Annotated in this window: 15 protein-coding genes, 2 tRNA genes and 3 rRNA genes; 6 read left to right on the top strand and 14 right to left on the bottom strand. The window is 41.5% G+C overall.

The genetic code is table 11. The features are described from left to right. The first annotated feature begins 78 nt into the window (after positions 1-78). Positions 79-528 carry a YaiI/YqxD family protein gene (locus QUE09_RS00220; protein ID WP_286234213.1) on the top strand — a complete coding sequence of 150 codons (450 nt, stop codon included), beginning with the start codon at positions 79-81 and terminating at the stop codon, positions 526-528. Here QUE09_RS00220 and QUE09_RS00215 read toward each other — a convergent pair. Then, on the bottom strand, positions 525-1,880 hold the full coding sequence (locus tag QUE09_RS00215; protein WP_286234212.1) for a DEAD/DEAH box helicase: 1,356 nt from the start codon (positions 1,878-1,880) through the stop codon (positions 525-527). The genes QUE09_RS00220 and QUE09_RS00215 overlap by 4 nt on opposite strands. Positions 1,881-1,957: 77 nt before the next feature. Further along, positions 1,958-2,710 (bottom strand): response regulator transcription factor, encoded by a 753-nt coding sequence (locus QUE09_RS00210; protein WP_286234211.1) that lies wholly within the window; start codon positions 2,708-2,710, stop codon positions 1,958-1,960. A 159-nt stretch (positions 2,711-2,869) separates the two neighbouring features. On the opposite strand from QUE09_RS00210, the gene QUE09_RS00205 reads away from it, so the two are divergent. Next, a complete protein-coding gene (locus QUE09_RS00205; protein ID WP_286234210.1) occupies positions 2,870-4,504 on the top strand; it encodes a tetratricopeptide repeat-containing response regulator in 1,635 nt (544 codons plus the stop codon). A 215-nt stretch (positions 4,505-4,719) separates the two neighbouring features. Here the strand turns inward: QUE09_RS00205 and QUE09_RS00200 are convergent. The 5 genes from QUE09_RS00200 to QUE09_RS00180 all read right to left on the bottom strand — a co-directional run bounded on the left by QUE09_RS00200 (position 4,720) and on the right by QUE09_RS00180 (position 9,976). Further along, positions 4,720-4,804, bottom strand: a tRNA-Tyr gene (locus tag QUE09_RS00200). A gap of 43 nt (positions 4,805-4,847) precedes the next feature. Next, positions 4,848-4,962: ribosomal RNA gene (gene rrf / locus QUE09_RS00195) — 5S ribosomal RNA — on the bottom strand. Positions 4,963-5,089: 127 nt separating this feature from the next. After that, a 23S ribosomal RNA gene (locus QUE09_RS00190) occupies positions 5,090-7,970 on the bottom strand. A 298-nt stretch (positions 7,971-8,268) separates the two neighbouring features. Then, a tRNA-Ala gene (locus QUE09_RS00185) sits at positions 8,269-8,344 on the bottom strand. Positions 8,345-8,433: 89 nt separating this feature from the next. Next, a 16S ribosomal RNA gene (locus QUE09_RS00180) occupies positions 8,434-9,976 on the bottom strand. The 16S, 23S and 5S rRNA genes sit together here with 2 tRNA genes alongside, the layout of an rRNA operon. A gap of 671 nt (positions 9,977-10,647) precedes the next feature. On the opposite strand from QUE09_RS00180, the gene QUE09_RS00175 reads away from it, so the two are divergent. Then, a complete protein-coding gene (locus tag QUE09_RS00175; protein ID WP_286234209.1) occupies positions 10,648-11,196 on the top strand; it encodes a gamma carbonic anhydrase family protein in 549 nt (182 codons plus the stop codon). Here QUE09_RS00175 and QUE09_RS00170 read toward each other — a convergent pair. Both QUE09_RS00170 and aroE read right to left on the bottom strand, forming a co-directional pair. Continuing rightward, positions 11,193-11,426: a hypothetical protein gene (locus QUE09_RS00170; protein ID WP_286234208.1), complete on the bottom strand. Its 234-nt coding sequence runs from the start codon at positions 11,424-11,426 to the stop codon at positions 11,193-11,195. The two genes, QUE09_RS00175 and QUE09_RS00170, sit on opposite strands and share 4 nt — an antisense overlap. Next, positions 11,426-12,247, bottom strand: a complete 822-nt coding sequence (gene aroE / locus QUE09_RS00165; protein WP_286234207.1) for a shikimate dehydrogenase — start codon at positions 12,245-12,247, stop codon at positions 11,426-11,428. The genes QUE09_RS00170 and aroE overlap by 1 nt, the downstream gene beginning before the upstream one ends. Positions 12,248-12,317: 70 nt before the next feature. Here aroE and QUE09_RS00160 point away from each other — a divergent pair, with 70 nt between their 5' ends. Further along, complete coding sequence (locus tag QUE09_RS00160) at positions 12,318-12,704, top strand: group II truncated hemoglobin (protein ID WP_286234206.1); 387 nt, start codon at positions 12,318-12,320, stop codon at positions 12,702-12,704. A gap of 51 nt (positions 12,705-12,755) precedes the next feature. On the opposite strand, the gene QUE09_RS00155 is transcribed toward QUE09_RS00160, so the two are convergent. The 5 genes from QUE09_RS00155 to QUE09_RS00135 form a co-directional block, all read right to left on the bottom strand. Further along, complete coding sequence (locus QUE09_RS00155) at positions 12,756-13,457, bottom strand: OmpW/AlkL family protein (RefSeq protein ID WP_286234205.1); 702 nt, start codon at positions 13,455-13,457, stop codon at positions 12,756-12,758. Positions 13,458-13,767: 310 nt separating this feature from the next. After that, positions 13,768-14,139, bottom strand: coding sequence for a diacylglycerol kinase (locus QUE09_RS00150; RefSeq protein ID WP_286234204.1), 372 nt, complete (start codon positions 14,137-14,139; stop codon positions 13,768-13,770). Between the two features lie 5 nt (positions 14,140-14,144). Further along, entirely contained in the window at positions 14,145-15,056 is a 912-nt protein-coding gene (gene hemF, locus QUE09_RS00145) for an oxygen-dependent coproporphyrinogen oxidase (RefSeq protein WP_286234203.1), read from the bottom strand. Then, positions 15,053-15,598: an L-threonylcarbamoyladenylate synthase type 1 TsaC gene (tsaC, locus tag QUE09_RS00140; RefSeq protein WP_286234202.1), complete on the bottom strand. Its 546-nt coding sequence runs from the start codon at positions 15,596-15,598 to the stop codon at positions 15,053-15,055. The genes hemF and tsaC overlap by 4 nt, the downstream gene beginning before the upstream one ends. A gap of 74 nt (positions 15,599-15,672) precedes the next feature. Next, positions 15,673-17,307, bottom strand: a complete 1,635-nt coding sequence (locus tag QUE09_RS00135) for an acyl-CoA synthetase (RefSeq protein ID WP_286234201.1) — start codon at positions 17,305-17,307, stop codon at positions 15,673-15,675. A gap of 276 nt (positions 17,308-17,583) precedes the next feature. Between QUE09_RS00135 and purE the strand changes: the two genes are divergently transcribed. Together purE and QUE09_RS00125 are read left to right on the top strand one after the other, a co-directional pair. Continuing rightward, the gene (gene purE, locus QUE09_RS00130; protein WP_286234200.1) at positions 17,584-18,066 is read left to right on the top strand and encodes a 5-(carboxyamino)imidazole ribonucleotide mutase; all 483 of its coding nucleotides are present in this window, start codon (positions 17,584-17,586) and stop codon (positions 18,064-18,066) included. Between the two features lie 8 nt (positions 18,067-18,074). Then, positions 18,075-19,235, top strand: a complete 1,161-nt coding sequence (locus tag QUE09_RS00125; protein ID WP_286234199.1) for a 5-(carboxyamino)imidazole ribonucleotide synthase — start codon at positions 18,075-18,077, stop codon at positions 19,233-19,235. Positions 19,236-19,245 lie beyond the last annotated feature (10 nt).

The raw sequence follows: 19,245 nt of genomic DNA, 5'->3' as shown, positions 1-19,245 counted from the left end.
CTTGGCAGTGACTACAGTAAGCTCTACTATACCCACAAGATATTAATTTTATGTAGCTTTTTACATTATGGATGAAACATGGCCATTTGGGTAGATGCAGATGCATGTCCTGTCGCAATCAAAGAAATCATATTTAGAGCAGCAGAGCGTAAAGCAATGCTCACCACGTTGATTGCCAATCACACGATGAAGATCCCTCCTTCTCGTTTTATCAAGTTTGTTCAAGTACCAAGTGGCTTTGATATTGCTGATAACGAAATTGTTAAACGCTGCCAAGAAAACGACCTCGTTATTACCAGTGATATACCACTTGCTGCAGAAGTTATAGACAAAAATGCGATTGCACTAAATCCTCGAGGCGAGCTGTATACCAAAAATAATATTAAACAAAGGCTTAATATACGTGACTTTATGGATACTTTGCGTTCTAGCGGCATAGAAACCGGCGGCAGTGCACCACTTAGTCAAGCTGACCGACAAGCCTTTGCTAATCAACTCGACAAATGGTTACAACAAGCTAATAGCTAACGATTAGCAGCATAAGGGTCTGCTTTCTTTGTATTTGGCTCTCGCTTATCCACAGCTTTTTTACGTGGTTTATGTGCAGTTGGCTTTGTTCTTGGGCTTAATTTAGGCTTCTTTTCACTATTAACATTGTTACCTTGAGAGCCAACTGAATTATTTTTCTTCGGTTTTTTCGGCTTCTTAGCTTTCAATGGACGAATTGCACGAGATGATGGTAATGCATTAACTGGCTCAAAACCTGGTTCTACTTTTCTTTCAACATGCTGCTGAATGACATATTCAATGTCTTCTAACAGTTTAAGTTCATCTGCACACACAAGCGAAATGGCAAAACCTTCAGCTCCAGCTCGACCCGTTCTGCCAATACGATGAACATAATCTTCAGAAACATGCGGCAATTCAAAATTAACAACCTGAGGTAATTGATCAATATCTAAGCCACGAGCGGCAATATCAGTTGCAACAAGTACTCTTGTTTCTCCTGCTTTAAACTGTGCTAAAGCTTTGGTCCTCGCACCTTGGCTTTTATTACCGTGAATTGCCAGTGCGGCGATACCTTGACTATCCAATTCACGTGTTAACCGATTGGCACCGTGTTTGGTTTTAGTAAAAACCAACACCTGCTGCCAATCGTTTTCTCGTATTAAAAAGCTGAGTAATTTTGATTTCTTTTTCTTATCACAAGGAACAACAATTTGTTGAACAGTTTTAGCCGTACTATTACTAGGGCTTACAGATACTTCTACGGGGTTATTAACAAATCCCTTAGCTAATGCCTTGATATCTGGAGAAAATGTCGCAGAGAAAAGTAGATTTTGTCGCTTATCAGGTAAAAAAGATAATATTTTTTTTATATCTCGAATAAATCCCATATCCAACATACGATCTGCTTCATCTAACACAAGTACTTCTAGCTGGGAAAATTTAACCGCATTTTGCTGGTAAAGATCGAGTAATCTTCCGGGCGTAGCTACTAAAACATCGCTTCCAGCTCTTAGCTTCATCATTTGTGGGTTTATTTTCACACCACCAAATACAACATTCGCGCGCAGCTTAGTGTATTGACCATAAATGCTTACATTGTCAGCTACCTGTGCTGCTAGTTCACGCGTAGGGGTTAAAATTAATGCTCTTACTTGATTAGCTCCAGCGGGTTTGCCTTTTATTAAATTTTCAATAATAGGTAGCGTAAAACCTGCCGTTTTACCAGTCCCTGTTTGTGCTGCAGCCATAACATCTTTGCCTGCCAACACGGCTGGAATTGCTTGTTGTTGCACAGGGGATGGCGTTTCGTACCCTTGCTCTTGAACCGCTTTTAACAGTTCAGGTGATAAGTTTAATGATGAAAATGACATTCAATGTACTCAATTATTAAGGGGAGCTTGGGAAGCGGCGTAGCTTACAGTATAGACTTTAGCCATGCAATTAGCTTTTAACGACTCTCGACTTCTGTATTGGTATTAAATTGGTATCCTTTTGCGCGGATCGATTGAATAATGTTGTTTGGCGCACCTTTATCTTTAAGTTTTGCTCGGATACGTGCAACTTTTATATCTATAGAGCGGTCCACACCATTATAGTCTGAGCCTTTTAACACCTTTAATATAAGCTGACGAGAAACCACTTCATCATTATTGGTTGCGATAAAGTAAAACAGTTCGTACTCTTCTTGAGTCAAATTAAGTGCTTGGTCACGATAATAACAATCTGCTTTAGCAGGCTTAAAAATTAAATCATCAAACTTGAGCTCTTGATTAACATTGACTTGTTTAGGCCTAACTCCTAAACGCTTTATGCGTTGATATAAAACCTCAAAAGGCGCCGTTTTAACCACAAAATCATCAGCACCTAATCCAAAAGACGTCACTTCTGCTTCAACTGAGTTTTGAGCGGTTAAAAAAATAATACCACCATCGTAAAACTGTCTTAATTCAACACAAATATCATAGCCATTTTTATCGGGTAAGCCGATATCAAGTAAAATAACATCTGGGTGAATACTGATCACTTTACGTATAGCAGCAGATCCATTATACACTTGAGAAACTTCAAACCCTTTTTGTTCTAATTGAGTTTTTAAAGCAAAAGAAGTTACGCTGTCGTCTTCAATAATGAGTATTTTTTGCATACGGCAATTACGAGCTAGTACTGATAGAGTTTGTTCTGTTAATAATTCTATACTCATAATAGATCTAATTATACATATTTAAGATCTCGCTGAATAACAATGGAGGTTAACATTGCTGATGTGAAGCTATAGAATCTAACGGTACGTTCTGTAATACTGAACGGAATTAAGCATTTTAGTTTAACGCTGCATTATATTAGTTAATAAAGGGAATTCATGGTTAACATTGATTATGGAAGCAAGCGCTTTCTGATTATAGATAATATTAAGCAATCGCGAGATACACTTAAGATATTCGCCTACAGTCTTGGCGTACTAAGTGTCGAAACGAGCTATCACGCGCCAGATATATTAGCGTTATGTGAATCAAACCATTACGATGTTATTTTACTTGGCTATGATCTAGGCGAAAACAAAAAAAATGGCCAGCAAATACTAGAAGAGCTAAGAGCAAAGAATTTTATTTCACGTAAGTGCGTTGTCATCATGATCACCGCTGAAGTATCTCAAGCAATGGTATTAGCAGCATTAGAACATAAGCCTGATGAATACTTAATAAAACCCTACACGTTAAAAGACCTAACAACTCGCCTTAACCGTACCTTTGAAAAGAAAAAAAACATGGCAAAAATTTATCATGCCATGGATAACAATAACCGTAGAAAAGTGATTGAGCTTTGTAAGCAAGAGTCATACAAAAACAGCCCCTATAAACATGAGTGTTTAGGCATACGTTCTCGACAGCATTTCGAGTTAGAAGAGTACGATCAAGCAAAGAAAATCTATGCGGCATATATCGGTACACCAAACTGTCAATGGGCTGCAATCGGCATGGGAAAAGTGGCATTAGTTGAAAAAAATTATTTAGAAGCAGAAAAATGTTTTCAAGCAGTTGTTGACGATAACCCTTTTTATTTATCTGCATACGATTGGCTTGCAAAAGCGCAAATTTATAATAATGCCCATGAAAAGGCTGAAGAAACACTTGAGCAAGCCCTATTAGTTTCTCCGCGCTCAGTTCCACGTTTACAACAATACGCCGAACTATGCCTTAATAATAATAAACTCGATAAGGCAACAAGCGCATTAGCGAAAACTAATGAATTAGCTTATCACTCGATTCACCGGAAACCTGATAATGCAATGCAATTTGTTGAAGCGCTGATAGAGCTCTCCGATAATTTAACAGAAAGCCAAATAAGAAAGCTCAGTCAGAAAGCGTTCTTAGTATTGGCCAATATGACTAGAGACTTTCAAGCTAATGAGCTAAAAGTGATTGCACAATTTCTTACAGCCCAGTTACATAACAAAGCAAGAGATACAGGACTCGCCAAAAGCGCTCGTAAAGATGCAGAACGGCTACTAGAGCACTATAAAAACGAAATAACGGTCAAAGGGACGTTTAGAATAGCTAAGTCGCTGATTGCCCTGCATAGAAGACGTAAAGCGGAATTAATATTAGAAGAACTTGCACAAGCCCATCCTGACAATATGGAAATACTGTCAGAAGTAGTAGCATTGTCAGACAGACCAATTAGTGAAAAAGATAAAATAGCAGCCCAAAACGCGCTAGAGGTCGGTATTAGCCTTTACCGTGCGAAACATTATACCCTTGCCATCGATAAGCTAAACCAGGCTCTATATCACTTTCCAAATCACATCGGTGTTAAACTCAATTTACTACAAGTACTGTTAATCTCTTATGAAACCAATAATGATAGAAAAGAAGATTTTAATCAGGCAAAAGTACTAATTAAACAGTTTAGAGACCTGTCACCGGAAAGCGAATCTTATAAACGTTATTTAAAACTAAGAAGCAAATTTGAAGCACTGACGGCATTTAGTTCATAAAATTTTTTAACCACCAACTCTCTGGTATCACAACATTCCTAATGTTTTGAATATTTTCGTCACTTTACAAAAAATGGTTCACAATTAAACGGAGCTAAATCAATAGTGCTACTACGTCTGTTTAAAATTTTTCCCGAATATTTTGTCGAACCGATGTTCTTATTCACATTTTCTAGGCATAAAAAAAGCCCGACGTAAGTCGAGCTTTATTTATATGGTGGAGGGAGGTGGATTCGAACCACCGAAGGCGGAGCCGTCAGATTTACAGTCTGATCCCTTTGGCCACTCGGGAACCCCTCCAAACGGATTAAACCCAGCAATGCTGGGTTTTCCATTGTTAGAAGCTTGATGATGTCCTACTCTCACATGGGAACTCCCACACTACCATCGGCGCTATTGCATTTCACTACTGAGTTCGGCATGGGATCAGGTGGTTCTACAATGCTATTGTCATCAAGCATAAACTTTTATCGTCTACTTTCGTAAACACAATCTCGGAAATCTAATATCTATATTTTCTAATTCAATGCACAGTACGTGAATATACTTGTCAAACATCATACAACAAAACCACTTGGGTGTTGTATGGTTAAGCCTCACGGGCAATTAGTATCAGTTAGCTCAATGCCTCGCAGCACTTACACACCTGACCTATCAACGTTGTAGTCTCCAACGACCCTTTAGGGAGATTAAATCTCCAGTGAGAACTCATCTTAAAGCCTGTTTCCCGCTTAGATGCTTTCAGCGGTTATCAGTTCCGAACGTAGCTACCGGGCAATGCTATTGGCATAACAACCCGAACACCAGCGGTTCGTCCACTCCGGTCCTCTCGTACTAGGAGCAGCCCTCTTCAATTCTCAAACGCCCACGGCAGATAGGGACCGAACTGTCTCACGACGTTCTAAACCCAGCTCGCGTACCACTTTAAATGGCGAACAGCCATACCCTTGGGACCGACTTCAGCCCCAGGATGTGATGAGCCGACATCGAGGTGCCAAACACCGCCGTCGATATGAACTCTTGGGCGGTATCAGCCTGTTATCCCCGGAGTACCTTTTATCCGTTGAGCGATGGCCCTTCCATACAGAACCACCGGATCACTATGACCTGCTTTCGCACCTGCTCGACGTGTCTGTCTCGCAGTTAAGCTGGCTTATGCCATTGCACTAACCGTACGATGTCCGACCGTACTTAGCCAACCTTCGTGCTCCTCCGTTACTCTTTGGGAGGAGACCGCCCCAGTCAAACTACCCACCAGACAGTGTCCCCAAGCCCGATAAGGGCCCTAGGTTAGAACATCACGCATACAAGGGTGGTATTTCAAGGTTGGCTCCACACACACTGGCGTGCATGCTTCAAAGCCTCCCACCTATCCTACACATGTAGGAGCAATGTTCACTGTCAAGCTATAGTAAAGGTTCACGGGGTCTTTCCGTCTAGCCGCGGGTATACGGCATCTTAACCGCAATTTCAATTTCACTGAGTCTCGGGTGGAGACAGTGTGGCCATGATTACGCCATTCGTGCAGGTCGGAACTTACCCGACAAGGAATTTCGCTACCTTAGGACCGTTATAGTTACGGCCGCCGTTTACCGGGGCTTCGATCATGAGCTTCGCAGAGCTAACCCAATCAATTAACCTTCCGGCACCGGGCAGGCGTCACACCGTATACGTCATCTTTCGATTTTGCACAGTGCTGTGTTTTTAATAAACAGTTCCAGCCACCTGGTTACTTCGACTGACCTCAGCTTAGGGAGCAAGTCCCATCACCAAAGCCAGCGTACCTTCTCCCGAAGTTACGGTACTATTTTGCCTAGTTCCTTCACCCGAGTTCTCTCAAGCGCCTTAGTATTCTCTACCTAACCACCTGTGTCGGTTTGGGGTACGGTTCCTATATATCTGATGCTTAGAAGCTTTTCCTGGAAGCAGGGCATCAACAGCTTCTACTCCGTAGAGTATCGTCTCGACTCTCAGCCTAGTGGTGACCCGGATTTGCCTAAGTCTCCAGCCTACAATCTTTCACATGGACTACCAACGCCATGCCTGTTTAGCCTTCTCCGTCCCTCCTTCGCAATATATAGAAGTACAGAAATATTAATCTGTTTCCCATCGACTACGCTTTTCAGCCTCGCCTTAGGGGCCGACTTACCCTGCCCTGATTAACATGGGACAGGAAACCTTGGTCTTTCGGCGTGGGGGTTTTTCACCCCCATTATCGTTACTCATGTCAGCATTCGCACTTCTGATACCTCCAGCATGCCTTACAACACACCTTCAACGGCTTACAGAACGCTCCCCTACCACTCAAAATAAATTTTGAATCCGCAGCTTCGGTGCATAGTTTAGCCCCGTTACATCTTCCGCGCAGACCGACTCGACTAGTGAGCTATTACGCTTTCTTTAAAGGATGGCTGCTTCTAAGCCAACCTCCTAGCTGTCTATGCCTTTCCACATCGTTTCCCACTTAACTATGACTTTGGGACCTTAGCTGGCGGTCTGGGTTGTTTCCCTCTTCACTACGGACGTTAGCACCCATAGTGTGTCTCCCGGATAGTACTCATTGGTATTCGGAGTTTGCAAAGGGTTGGTAAGTCGGGATGACCCCCTAGCCTTAACAGTGCTCTACCCCCAATGGTATTCGTCCGAGGCTCTACCTAAATAGATTTCGGGGAGAACCAGCTATCTCCCGGCTTGATTAGCCTTTCACTCCGACCCACAGGTCATCACCGCATTTTTCAACATACGTGTGTTCGGTCCTCCAGTTGATGTTACTCAACCTTCAACCTGCCCATGGGTAGATCGCCGGGTTTCGGGTCTATACCTAGCAACTAAACGCGCAGTTAACACTCGCTTTCGCTACGGCTCCCCTAATCGGTTAACCTTGCTACTAAATATAAGTCGCTGACCCATTATACAAAAGGTACGCAGTCACCCGAAGGCTTCCACTGCTTGTACGTATACGGTTTCAGGTTCTATTTCACTCCCCTCACAGGGGTTCTTTTCGCCTTTCCCTCACGGTACTGGTTCACTATCGGTCAGTTAGGAGTATTTAGCCTTGGAGGATGGTCCCCCCATATTCAGTCAACATTTCACGTGTGCCGACCTACTCGATTTCACAAACATTTTGTCTTCATGTACGGGACTATCACCCTGTATCGTGTACCTTTCCAGATACTTCCATTGACGCCATGCCGCTTAAGGGCTAATTCGCGTTCGCTCGCCGCTACTAACGAAATCTCGGTTGATTTCTTTTCCTCGGGGTACTTAGATGTTTCAGTTCTCCCGGTTCGCCTCTTTATGCTATGTATTCACATAAAGATACTTGCTTATGCAAGTGGGTTTCCCCATTCGGAAATCTGTGTCTATAACGTCTTTTATCGACTTAACACAGCTTATCGCAGATTAACACGTCCTTCATCGCCTCTAACTGCCAAGGCATCCACCATATACGCTTAGTCACTTAACCATACAACCCTAAGTAGTCTTAAGTGTTTGAGTGACAAAACCCAAACTAAATGTATGTCTGACATTTTCACGTACTATAAATAGCACTTGAATTAGAATTCACTTAACAACGCGCGACACGTTATTAAGGGTTTTAAACATAAAACTTTATGTTTAAGGGATATAAATATCAGCTTTCCAGATTGTTAAAGAAGTAGTAATCAACACGCATTCGGTTAAAAACTTGGTTAAAAAAACCAAATTGAAAATCACTAAAAAGTAACCTTTAATTTGGTCTTTCGTTCTTTATGAAGAAGTATTGGTGGAGCTAAGCAGGATCGAACTGCTGACCTCCTGCGTGCAAGGCAGGCGCTCTCCCAGCTGAGCTATAGCCCCTTTTTAGACTTAGTCAGGGTGACTTCTTCTATATTCGTTATCTATGCAATTTGTGTGAACACTCAACAATAATCTGTCTTACTTCAAGATAAGGAGGTGATCCAACCCCAGGTTCCCCTAGGGTTACCTTGTTACGACTTCACCCCAGTCATGAATCACAAAGTGGTGACCGTCCCCCCGAGGGTTAAACTAGCCACTTCTTTTGCAACCCACTCCCATGGTGTGACGGGCGGTGTGTACAAGGCCCGGGAACGTATTCACCGTAGCATTCTGATCTACGATTACTAGCGATTCCGACTTCACGGAGTCGAGTTGCAGACTCCGATCCGGACTACGATACACTTTATGGGATTCGCTCCACCTCGCGGTCTTGCTGCCCTCTGTATGTACCATTGTAGCACGTGTGTAGCCCATCCCGTAAGGGCCATGATGACTTGACGTCGTCCCCACCTTCCTCCGGTTTATCACCGGCAGTCTCCTTAGAGTTCCCGACACTACTCGCTGGCAAATAAGGATAGGGGTTGCGCTCGTTGCGGGACTTAACCCAACATTTCACAACACGAGCTGACGACAGCCATGCAGCACCTGTCTCAGAGTTCCCGAAGGCACAATTCTATCTCTAGAAAATTCTCTGGATGTCAAGGGATGGTAAGGTTCTTCGCGTTGCATCGAATTAAACCACATGCTCCACCGCTTGTGCGGGCCCCCGTCAATTCATTTGAGTTTTAACCTTGCGGCCGTACTCCCCAGGCGGTCAACTTAGCGCGTTAGCTACGCTACTCACGTTTCAAGAACACAAACAGCTAGTTGACATCGTTTACGGCGTGGACTACCAGGGTATCTAATCCTGTTCGCTCCCCACGCTTTCGTGCCTCAGCGTCAGTATTTGTCCAGGTGGCCGCCTTCGCCACTGATGTTCCTTCCAATCTCTACGCATTTCACCGCTACACTGGAAATTCCACCACCCTCTACAATACTCTAGTTAGCCAGTTTCAAATGCAGTTCCGGAGTTGAGCTCCGGGATTTCACATCTGACTTAACTAACCGCCTACGCACGCTTTACGCCCAGTAATTCCGATTAACGCTCGCACCCTCCGTATTACCGCGGCTGCTGGCACGGAGTTAGCCGGTGCTTCTTCTGTCGCTAACGTCACAGATGCAAGGTATTAACTTACACCCTTTCCTCACGACTGAAAGTGCTTTACAACCCGAAGGCCTTCTTCACACACGCGGCATGGCTGCATCAGGGTTTCCCCCATTGTGCAATATTCCCCACTGCTGCCTCCCGTAGGAGTCTGGGCCGTGTCTCAGTCCCAGTGTGGCTGATCATCCTCTCAAACCAGCTAGAGATCGTCGCCTAGGTAAGCCATTACCTTACCTACTAGCTAATCTCACTTGGGCTAATCTAAAGGCGAAAGGTCCGAAGAGCCCCCCCTTTGGTCCGTAGACATTATGCGGTATTAGCAGTCGTTTCCAACTGTTGTCCCCCACCTCTAGGCATATTCCCAAGCATTACTCACCCGTCCGCCGCTCGACGCCAGAGTAGCAAGCTACTCTTCGTTTCCGCTCGACTTGCATGTGTTAAGCCTGCCGCCAGCGTTCAATCTGAGCCATGATCAAACTCTTCAATTAAAAAATCGTTTGTGCATCCGAAGATGCTGCTCAATGAATTCTGTACATCTTTTTGACTTACTTTAAAAAGTTAGACAAAAAGTAAAAACTTAAATAAGTTTTTGTATGAACATTCACTAAGACATTTTTGTAACCTAAGTTACTGGTAAAACATCATCACTGTGAGTGCCCACACAAATTGCATGATAACTAATTGTTAAAGAACTATTCTTTCGAATAAATTGATAAGTCACATTCGCTTGTCAATCTTGCTTGTGGCCGTTGCCTCAAGCGAGGATGCGCATTCTACGCAACCCAGTTTTGATGTCAACCTTTTTATTAAAAAATTTTAATTTATTTTTTAATGTTTGGTGATGTGTTTTATGTCGCTTTCGCTTCACTAAACTTATCAAAACAGCTTCTTGGCTTGTCCCCGAGAAGTGGATGCGCATTTTAGGGATTTTTGCACCTACGTCAACAACTATTTTCAAATAATTGTTTGTTTGCTTTGTTTTTGTACAAACCTTATTTTTATTGATATAAAGTAACCATAAATAGATAAAACATTAATCAATTGTTAAATTTTAGCTAAGCTATTAGAAAATAGCTTTTTATTATCCTTATTAGCGTTTTATCTAATTTCAACGTACCCTTTTAATAAATATATATAAATAAACAGTTGAGAGATCTATATGTCTACAAATCCTCTTAGAAGTTACAAAGGTATAGTACCCGTTGTTGGTACTAATAGTTATATTGATGAAAGTGCCGTATTAATTGGTGATATAACGATGGGAAACGAAGTAAGTGTTTGGCCATTGGTAGCAGCCAGAGGCGATGTAAATAAAATAACCATTGGCGATAGAACCAATGTTCAAGATGGAACAGTGTTACATGTAACACGTGCATCTCATGGCAATCCCGAGGGTTTTCCTTTAATTATTGGTGCTGATGTAACTATTGGTCATAAGTGTATGTTACATGGTTGTACTATCGGAGATCGAGTTTTAGTCGGTATGGGTAGTATTATCTTAGATGGCGCGACAGTTGAAGACGATGTCTTTATCGGCGCAGGAACCGTTGTTCCGCCAAATAAAACTTTACGCAGCGGTTATCTATACGTAGGCAACCCTATGAAAGAAGCTCGCCCTTTGAAAGAAGCTGAACTTAATTTCTTAAAAGAATCAGCCCTGAATTACATTGTAACCAAGAACGAGTACATAGAAGAGCTTAATAGTTAAAGGTCATAAATATGAATTTCACTGAGCTCTGGCTCGTTTTGTTCTAGCCACAACTCAGTGATTTCTTCTAAATCATACTTAGTACAACGATCAATACTGGCTAAATGCTTTAAATTTGCAGAATGAAAATAGATCGTTAATAGTTCTCCTGATAATAACCCTGTCACTTTCCACGCTTCATTTTCTTGATCAAAGACTAAATCATCATTAAATAAAATTGCTTGATTCATTACTTAGACATCTCCGATCTGAGCATTTGCATAACGACTTGTGTATTTGGCATAACATTGCGCCAAATTGAAAACGCTACGGCTGCTTGACCTAACAACATTCCAAGCCCATCGATTGCAATTTTACAACCCTGTTCTTTTGCCCAGCGACAGAAAACTGTAGGTTTATCACCATAGACCATGTCATAAGCAACAGAATTTTGGTTAAATACATGACTTGATATTGGTGGTAAATCACCCGATAAGCTAGCAGACGTTGAATTAATAACGAGATCAAAAGTTCCAGCTTCTTTTAAATCTTCAGTCGTCATAGCAACAACATTCCCGAATGACTCAAAACGCTTTGCTAAACTCTCAGCTTTATAAAATGTACGATTTACTATAACGAGTTCTAGTGGAGAAAATGCTAATAATGGGTGGATAACGCCTCTTGCAGCACCACCAGCACCTATTAGTAAAATACGTCCCGATAATGGAGCACCATGTGCTTTTAAATCTTCGACAAGCCCTGCGCCATCTGTATTATCTGCAAAGATACTTCCGTCTTCTTTAAAAGACAATGTATTTACTGCACCGGCTAATTCTGCACGTTCACTTACTTGATCGGCCAATTGAAACGCCTGCTCTTTAAATGGCACGGTTACATTGCATCCTTTCCCACCATGCGCCATAAAATCACGAATAGCACCAGAAAAATTATCTAGCTCCGCTTTTATTGCGGTATACTCTATCGCTTGAGCAGTTTGCTTAGCGAACGCTTGGTGTATAAGTGGTGACTTAGATTGGCTTATTGGGTTGCCAAATACCGCGTATTTATCCATTCTCATTCTTTAAAAGGTTATCATTTTGTTAGGCATTAAAAAGCTTTTACAGAAAACAAACAAGTCCGAAATGTTATCTCCTAGTAATACTCCTTATATGCTCATTGGGCAAGAAGCTGGAACAAGAGCTTTAGCAAATGCCTTTTATGATGAAATGGAGAGTAATATTCACTTACAAGCATTACTGGCTATTCATAAACAGCCATTAGACGATATTAGAGAAAAATTCTTTCAGTATCTATCTGGCTGGCTGGGTGGACCGCCATTATATGAAGAAAAATATGGCCACCCTCGTCTGCGTCAACGGCACATGCATGTCGCGGTAACAAAAAAGCAAGCCGACTTGTGGCTGTTATGTATGAATAACGCCATGAATAAAACAATTGATAATGTTTCGTTAAAAAAACACTTACGCCAATCTTTTACGCAATTAGCATTTCACATGGTTAACCAATAAAAAGCCACTTAATGAGTAAGTGGCTTTTCAACAGTCTATAATTGATATGGTTTAAAACTTATAACCAACTAATAATGAGAACACGACAGGATCAACATCTACATCTGCAGAACCTTTAATTTCATCGCCAATTTTAAAGGTAGCTTCAGTATCAATATCAATATAACGTACTGAAGCATTTAAATGCCAGTTGTCATCTAACTGATAATCTGCGCCAACTTGTAATGCGTAGCCAAAAGAGCTATCTAGCGCTAAATCATTAAAGCCAAGTGACTTAGGCGCTTTTTTAAAGTCTTCATCAAAGAAGATAGTGTAGTTTAAACCTGCACCCACGTATGGTTTAAAAGCAGTGTCAGTATCAAAATAATAGACGGCACTAATTGTTGGTGGTAAATGTGTTGTTTCACCTAAAGTCGCACCATCAACGTTAACATCAAAGATACCAGGCGAAATACCTTGTGCATCGTGAATGATAATGTCATGTGTAAACGGCGTTGCAGCTAGTACTTCTATCGCCCAATTACTGTCATAAAAGTAAACAAAATTTAAACCTAACTGTGAATTATCATCTACAGATACAGCCAGCGGCGTATTACCACCTAATGCACCAACATAAACACCTGCTTTGTCGCTATTTGGGTTAACATTCGTTACACCACCACGTACAACTAGGTCACCGGCTTGATAACCTTGCGCAATAGCACCAACTGATAAACTAGATAAAACCGCTAATGTAATAAGACCTTTTTTCATGAGAGTATCCCCTTAATAATTTGACTGCATAATACGTTCAAGACTTAAGAGAAAAGTTGATTTATCTCAACTTTTAGAGTTTTTACACTGGAGTGACCTAACTAGGACAGGAAAAGCTGATCTATATCAATAAATCCATCTCTATTTTGTAGATTTCATCACGAAAATTACGTAGCCACTAGCGTTTATAAAATGATGGCATTGAAAAGACATTAAATTTAATGAGGTAATAAAAAGGCGTTCATACACAGTAGCACACACAATGTGTCAATTTAGTTTAAATGTTAGTGGCGCTATACAGTATAATGTTTTAGAACATGCTATATATTTTATAGCCCCAAATTAATATAAAATAACAAATGGCTACAAACACGGCTGCAGAGCCCAAGTCTTTGGCGCGACCACTTAGTTCATGATGTTCGGGGCCAATACGATCTATTGCAGCTTCTACCGCCGAGTTTAATAACTCGGTGATCATGATCCCCATAATACCTGACATTAATAAGGCAAATTCAACAAAGCTATCTGAAATATAAAGTGCAGCGGGCAGTAGTATTAAACATAAAAATACTTCTTGGCGGAACGCGAGTTCATATTTACAAGCCGCTTTTAACCCAACAAGACTATTTCGTGTTGCAGGGCCAAAACGTTGTAAGTGTCCGTATTTATTTTTCTTTGTCATTATTTCTACTCAGCAAGCCAATCTCTAGGTGTTAAATATTCACTTAGCGCCGATTCTTCGCTATTTTCCTCAGGTTGATAATTATATTCCCAACGAGCTAACGGCGGCATAGACATTAAAATAGATTCGGTTCGGCCACCTGATTGCAACCCAAATAACGTACCGCGATCAAAAACCAAATTAAACTCTACGTAGCGTCCACGTCGATACAATTGAAACTGCCGATGTGAATCTTGATAAGGTGTATTTTTACGCTTTTCGATAATTGGTACATAGGCGTCTATAAAGCCTTGACCCACAGCTTTAACATAAGCAAAACATTGTTCAAACGACCAACCGTTTAAATCGTCAAAAAATAACCCGCCAACCCCCCGGGTTTCTTTCCGGTGTTTAAGATAAAAATAATCATCACACCACGCTTTATGTTCTTGATAGACATTTTCACCGAAAGGTAAACATAAATCATGCGCGGTTTGATGCCAATGTTTAACATCTTCAATAAACGGGTAAAAAGGTGTGAGATCAAAACCACCACCAAACCACCATACAGGCTCTTCACCCGCTTTTTCAGCAATAAAAAACCTAACATTCGCATGTGATGTAGGAATAAAAGGGTTTTTAGGGTGAATTACTAACGACACACCACATGCTTGCCATGTACGACCCGCAAGTTCAGGCCGATGAGCTGTTGCTGATGGCGGCAATTTATCGCCTGATACTAATGAAAAGTTGACGCCTCCTTGTTCTATTATTGCGCCGTCAGTTAGTACTCTTGTACGTCCACCACCACCTTCTTCGCGTGTCCAGGCGTCTTCAACAAATTTACCCTGTCCATCAGCTTGTTCTAACGCGAGACAAATAGTGTCTTGAAGCTGTTTAAAGAAGGAAATAACGTAATCAATATTTACTGAATTCATGTGCGAAATGTTTCTCCAGTTAGCGCATCAATGATCGTAGATGGTTTATCAAACCCTAGCGTTTGTCCTTTAATCAAATAATCTACACTATCAGCCAAAGAGTGCTCAACCTCCTGCCAGGTTGTGGCTGGAGGATGGCCTGAATAATTGGCACTCGTGGAAACGATAGGTTTACCGGTTTGCAAACAAAGTGCAACAACGTCTGGTTGACTAGTAATGCGAACGGCAATGGTATTAAATTTGCCCGTAAGATATGCAGGTGTGTTTTCATTTGCGGGCACGACTTGTGTAATACCGTCAGGCCAACGCGATAAAACGCTATACCGCTTGTCTTGTGGTATCGCGCTATCGTCTATATAAGGCAACAACTGAGAGTAATTCCCCGCTAATAAAATCAGTCCTTTTTCCACAGGGCGGTTCTTAATACGTAAGATTTTTTCAACCGCTGATTGATTATCAGGATCACAGCCTAATCCAAATACAGCTTCTGTGGGGTAAGCAATTACACCCCCTTGCTGAAAAGTTTCTACCGCCGTAGTCATACGTTAAACCAACCTCAAATTTAAACTGCGGCGATTATAGGCTTTTTAAAAAGATTTTTCAGTAAATCCTGAGATTAAGCTGTTTCAAATAGTGCTTTCACTTTCTGCCGCAAGATAAATTTTTGTATCTTACCCGTCGACGTTTTAGGTAGTTCACTAAAGATAACCGTTTTGGGCACCTTGAATCTAGCCATATTGTTACGACAAAAATCAATAAGTTCCTGCTCAGTTACTTGCTTGCCAGTTTTTAACGTAACAAATGCACAAGGAGCTTCTCCCCATTTATCATCTTTACGGGCAATGACGGCAGCTTCCATAACAGCAGGATGTTTATATAACGTACTTTCTACTTCCACTGATGATATATTTTCACCACCAGAAATAATAATATCTTTTGAACGATCACGAATTTCAATAAAGCCATCAGGGTGTTTCACAGCTAAGTCCCCTGAATGAAACCAACCATGCTTAAAAGCCTGCTCAGTTGCTGTTTCATTTTTTAGGTATCCCTTCATGGTCGTATTACCACGAAACATAATTTCACCAATGGTATCCGCGTCGGCAGGCACTGGCGCCATAGTTTCAGGATTAAGTACGTCGACCTCCTCCTGTGTTGGATACCTTACCCCTTGTCTTGCTTTCAACGCAGCACGGGTATCATCATCAAGATCATCCCACTCACTTTTCCATTCACTCACAACACATGGGCCATAAACTTCAGTCAAACCATAGCCTTGCGTAATATCGAATCCCATAGCTTCCATTCCTTTAATAACGGCCGCAGGAGGCGGTGCGCCTGCAGTCATGATATTAACGCCTCGAGGTACCTGGCTCAATGTTGATGGTTCACCATTTAAGATCATGTTTAACACAATTGGCGCGCCACAAAAATGACTTACATTATGTTGCACCAATGCATCGACAATAGCGTTTACTTCAACGTTACGTAAACATACTTGCGTGCCCGCCATCGCAACAACAGTCCAGGGAAAGCACCAACCATTACAGTGAAATAATGGCAATGTCCAAAGGTACACTGCACTGGTTGGCATTGGCCAAATCATATTATTTCCCATTGCGTTTAAATAAGCACCGCGGTGTGAATAAACCACACCTTTAGGGTTACCCGTGGTACCAGAGGTGTAATTTAGTGCTAATGCTTGCCATTCATCATGTATCAAGTTTGTTGAAAAATTTTCATCACCTTGCGCTAAGAATGCTTGGTACTCAATAGATCCTATGCGATCAGCTTCGCCAAGTTGTAAATCATCAATATCAATAATCAAAGGTGCACGTGAGCACAGTGCTAATGCTTGTCGTGTAACATCTGCAAAAGCAGTATCTACCAGTAACACATCACATTCACCATGATCTAAAATAAACGCGATAGCTTGCGCATCTAAACGTATATTAATGGAGTTAAGCACTGCGCCTGTTAATGGAACACCAAAGTGAGCATCAATAAACGCCGGTATATTCGCCGCGATAATACTCACTGTATCACCTGGTTTAACACCATTATTAACTAATGCCGAAGCAAGCTTTCTAACATTGCGTCTAAAGTCACGGTATGTGATCTGCTGTTCACCATGAACTATCGCCACTTTATCGGGATAAACATCAGCTGTTCTATTAAGAAAGTTTACTGGTGATAAAGGTAAACTATTTGCTGCCACTTTTTCTAAGCCTTGGTTATATATATTGCTCATCTTTAACCTCTCTATACAAGGTGTTCGTTAAAGCGCTAGATAAGCGCCTTATCACTTTTGTTTATATCTTATTAGTTCAGTGTACAGTTTTTATCCACACTAAAAATGCGCCTTTAGTCTAAGGTCGACTAAAGTATAAAGTAGGCTAACGCGTGATAACTTATCGGTAATATTTCCGTATTTTTGTAAAGGCAGGTATAATGCGCGGCTTAATTTTTAGTCACGGAATGTACCGTGAATACAGCAACCATCAACTCAAGGTGAAGGTGATATATCATGAAAGTCGGTATTATCATGGGGTCTAAATCGGATTGGCCAACAATGCAACATGCAGCGGAAATGTTAGATAATTTAAACGTTCCATATGAAACTAAAGTCGTTTCTGCGCATAGAACACCTCACTTATTGGCAGAATATGCTGAAAAAGCAAAAGATCGCGGTATCAAAGTCATTATTGCTGGCGCTGGTGGCGCAGCACATTTGCCAGGTATGACAGCGGCTTACACACCGCTACCAGTATTAGGTGTACCGGTACAGTCAAAAGCACTTAGTGGTCAAGATTCATTGTTATCTATTGTACAAATGCCAAAAGGTATTGCCGTAGGTACACTTGCTATTGGCACAGCTGGAGCAGCAAATGCTGGTTTATTAGCAGCACAAATCATAGCTACACATGACAGTGACATCATGGCGAATATCGAAAAGTTCAGAACAGAACAAACCGATACAATACTAAGCAACCCGAACCCAGCGGAATAAAAAAGCACATGAAAAATGTTTTGGTATTAGGCGCCGGCCAACTTGCTCGCATGATGGATCTAGCTGGCTCACCGTTAAACATGGATGTAAAAGCTTTTGATGTACGTACTAATAACGTGGTGCATCCAATTGCCCCTGAACTTATTTATGGTGACTTAACCCAAGGTATTGCAGAAGCGGATGTAATCACCGCTGAATTTGAACATGTCGCCCACGACACACTGGAGCAATGTGAAAACTCTGGAAAGTTATTTCCAAGTAGCCAGGCCATTAAAATAGGCGGTGATCGTCGCCTTGAAAAAGCATTATTGGAAAGTTGCAGTGTTGCTAATGCAAAACACGCCATTATTGCAACTCGGGAAGATTTCAATACGGCCATTGAACAGCTCAGCTTACCGATCATTTTTAAAAGTGCCTTAGAAGGTTACGATGGTAAAGGTCAATGGCGAATGAAGTCTGTTGAGCAGGCTGACGTTATTTGGCAAGAGATGGCTGACTTTATTGTTCAAAGCCAATCTGCAGTTCCTCAAGGTATAGTCGCTGAACAAATGATACCTTTTGAGCGTGAAGTATCTCTTGTGGGTGCGCGCAGTACAACGGGTGAAATTTCTGTTTACCCTCTCACTGAGAATCATCACACCAACGGTATTTTAAGTGTATCGTTAGCGTCAGCAGCAGATGAAACATTACAAGCTCAAGCACTTGATGTGTTTACAAAACTTACAGAAGCGCTCGATTACGTTGGTATATTGGCTATTGAATTTTTTCAAATCGGTGAAAAATTGTTGGTCAATGAAATTGCTCCTCGCGTTCATAATTCAGGTCATTGGACACAGCAAGGTGCTGATACATGTCAATTTGAAAACCATTTACGCGCTATTTGCGGCTTACCTTTAGGTAATACGACGTTAAACCGCCCTACTGCCATGATAAACATTATCGGCGAAGACCGAGTACCTAATGAAGTGTTAGCAATTCCTAGTGTTACCATGCACTGGTACGAAAAAGAAAAACGTGCAGGTCGTAAAATGGGTCATATCAATGTTAGTGGCACTACTGAAGCAGAGTTAGCAACGCGCTTATCAGCACTCGCACAGATACTTGATACAAATGCATTCCCCGATTTGCTTGAGTTCGCGAAAAAATATCAAGAAAAAATTAACCGATAAAATTGAACAT

Source organism: Thalassotalea sediminis (assembly GCF_030295915.1).
In the GTDB taxonomy this organism is placed as follows: Bacteria; Pseudomonadota; Gammaproteobacteria; order Enterobacterales; family Alteromonadaceae; genus Thalassotalea_C; species Thalassotalea_C sediminis.
The sequence above is the reverse complement of the archived record's forward strand: the minus strand, read 5'-3'. Positions and strand labels throughout refer to the sequence as shown.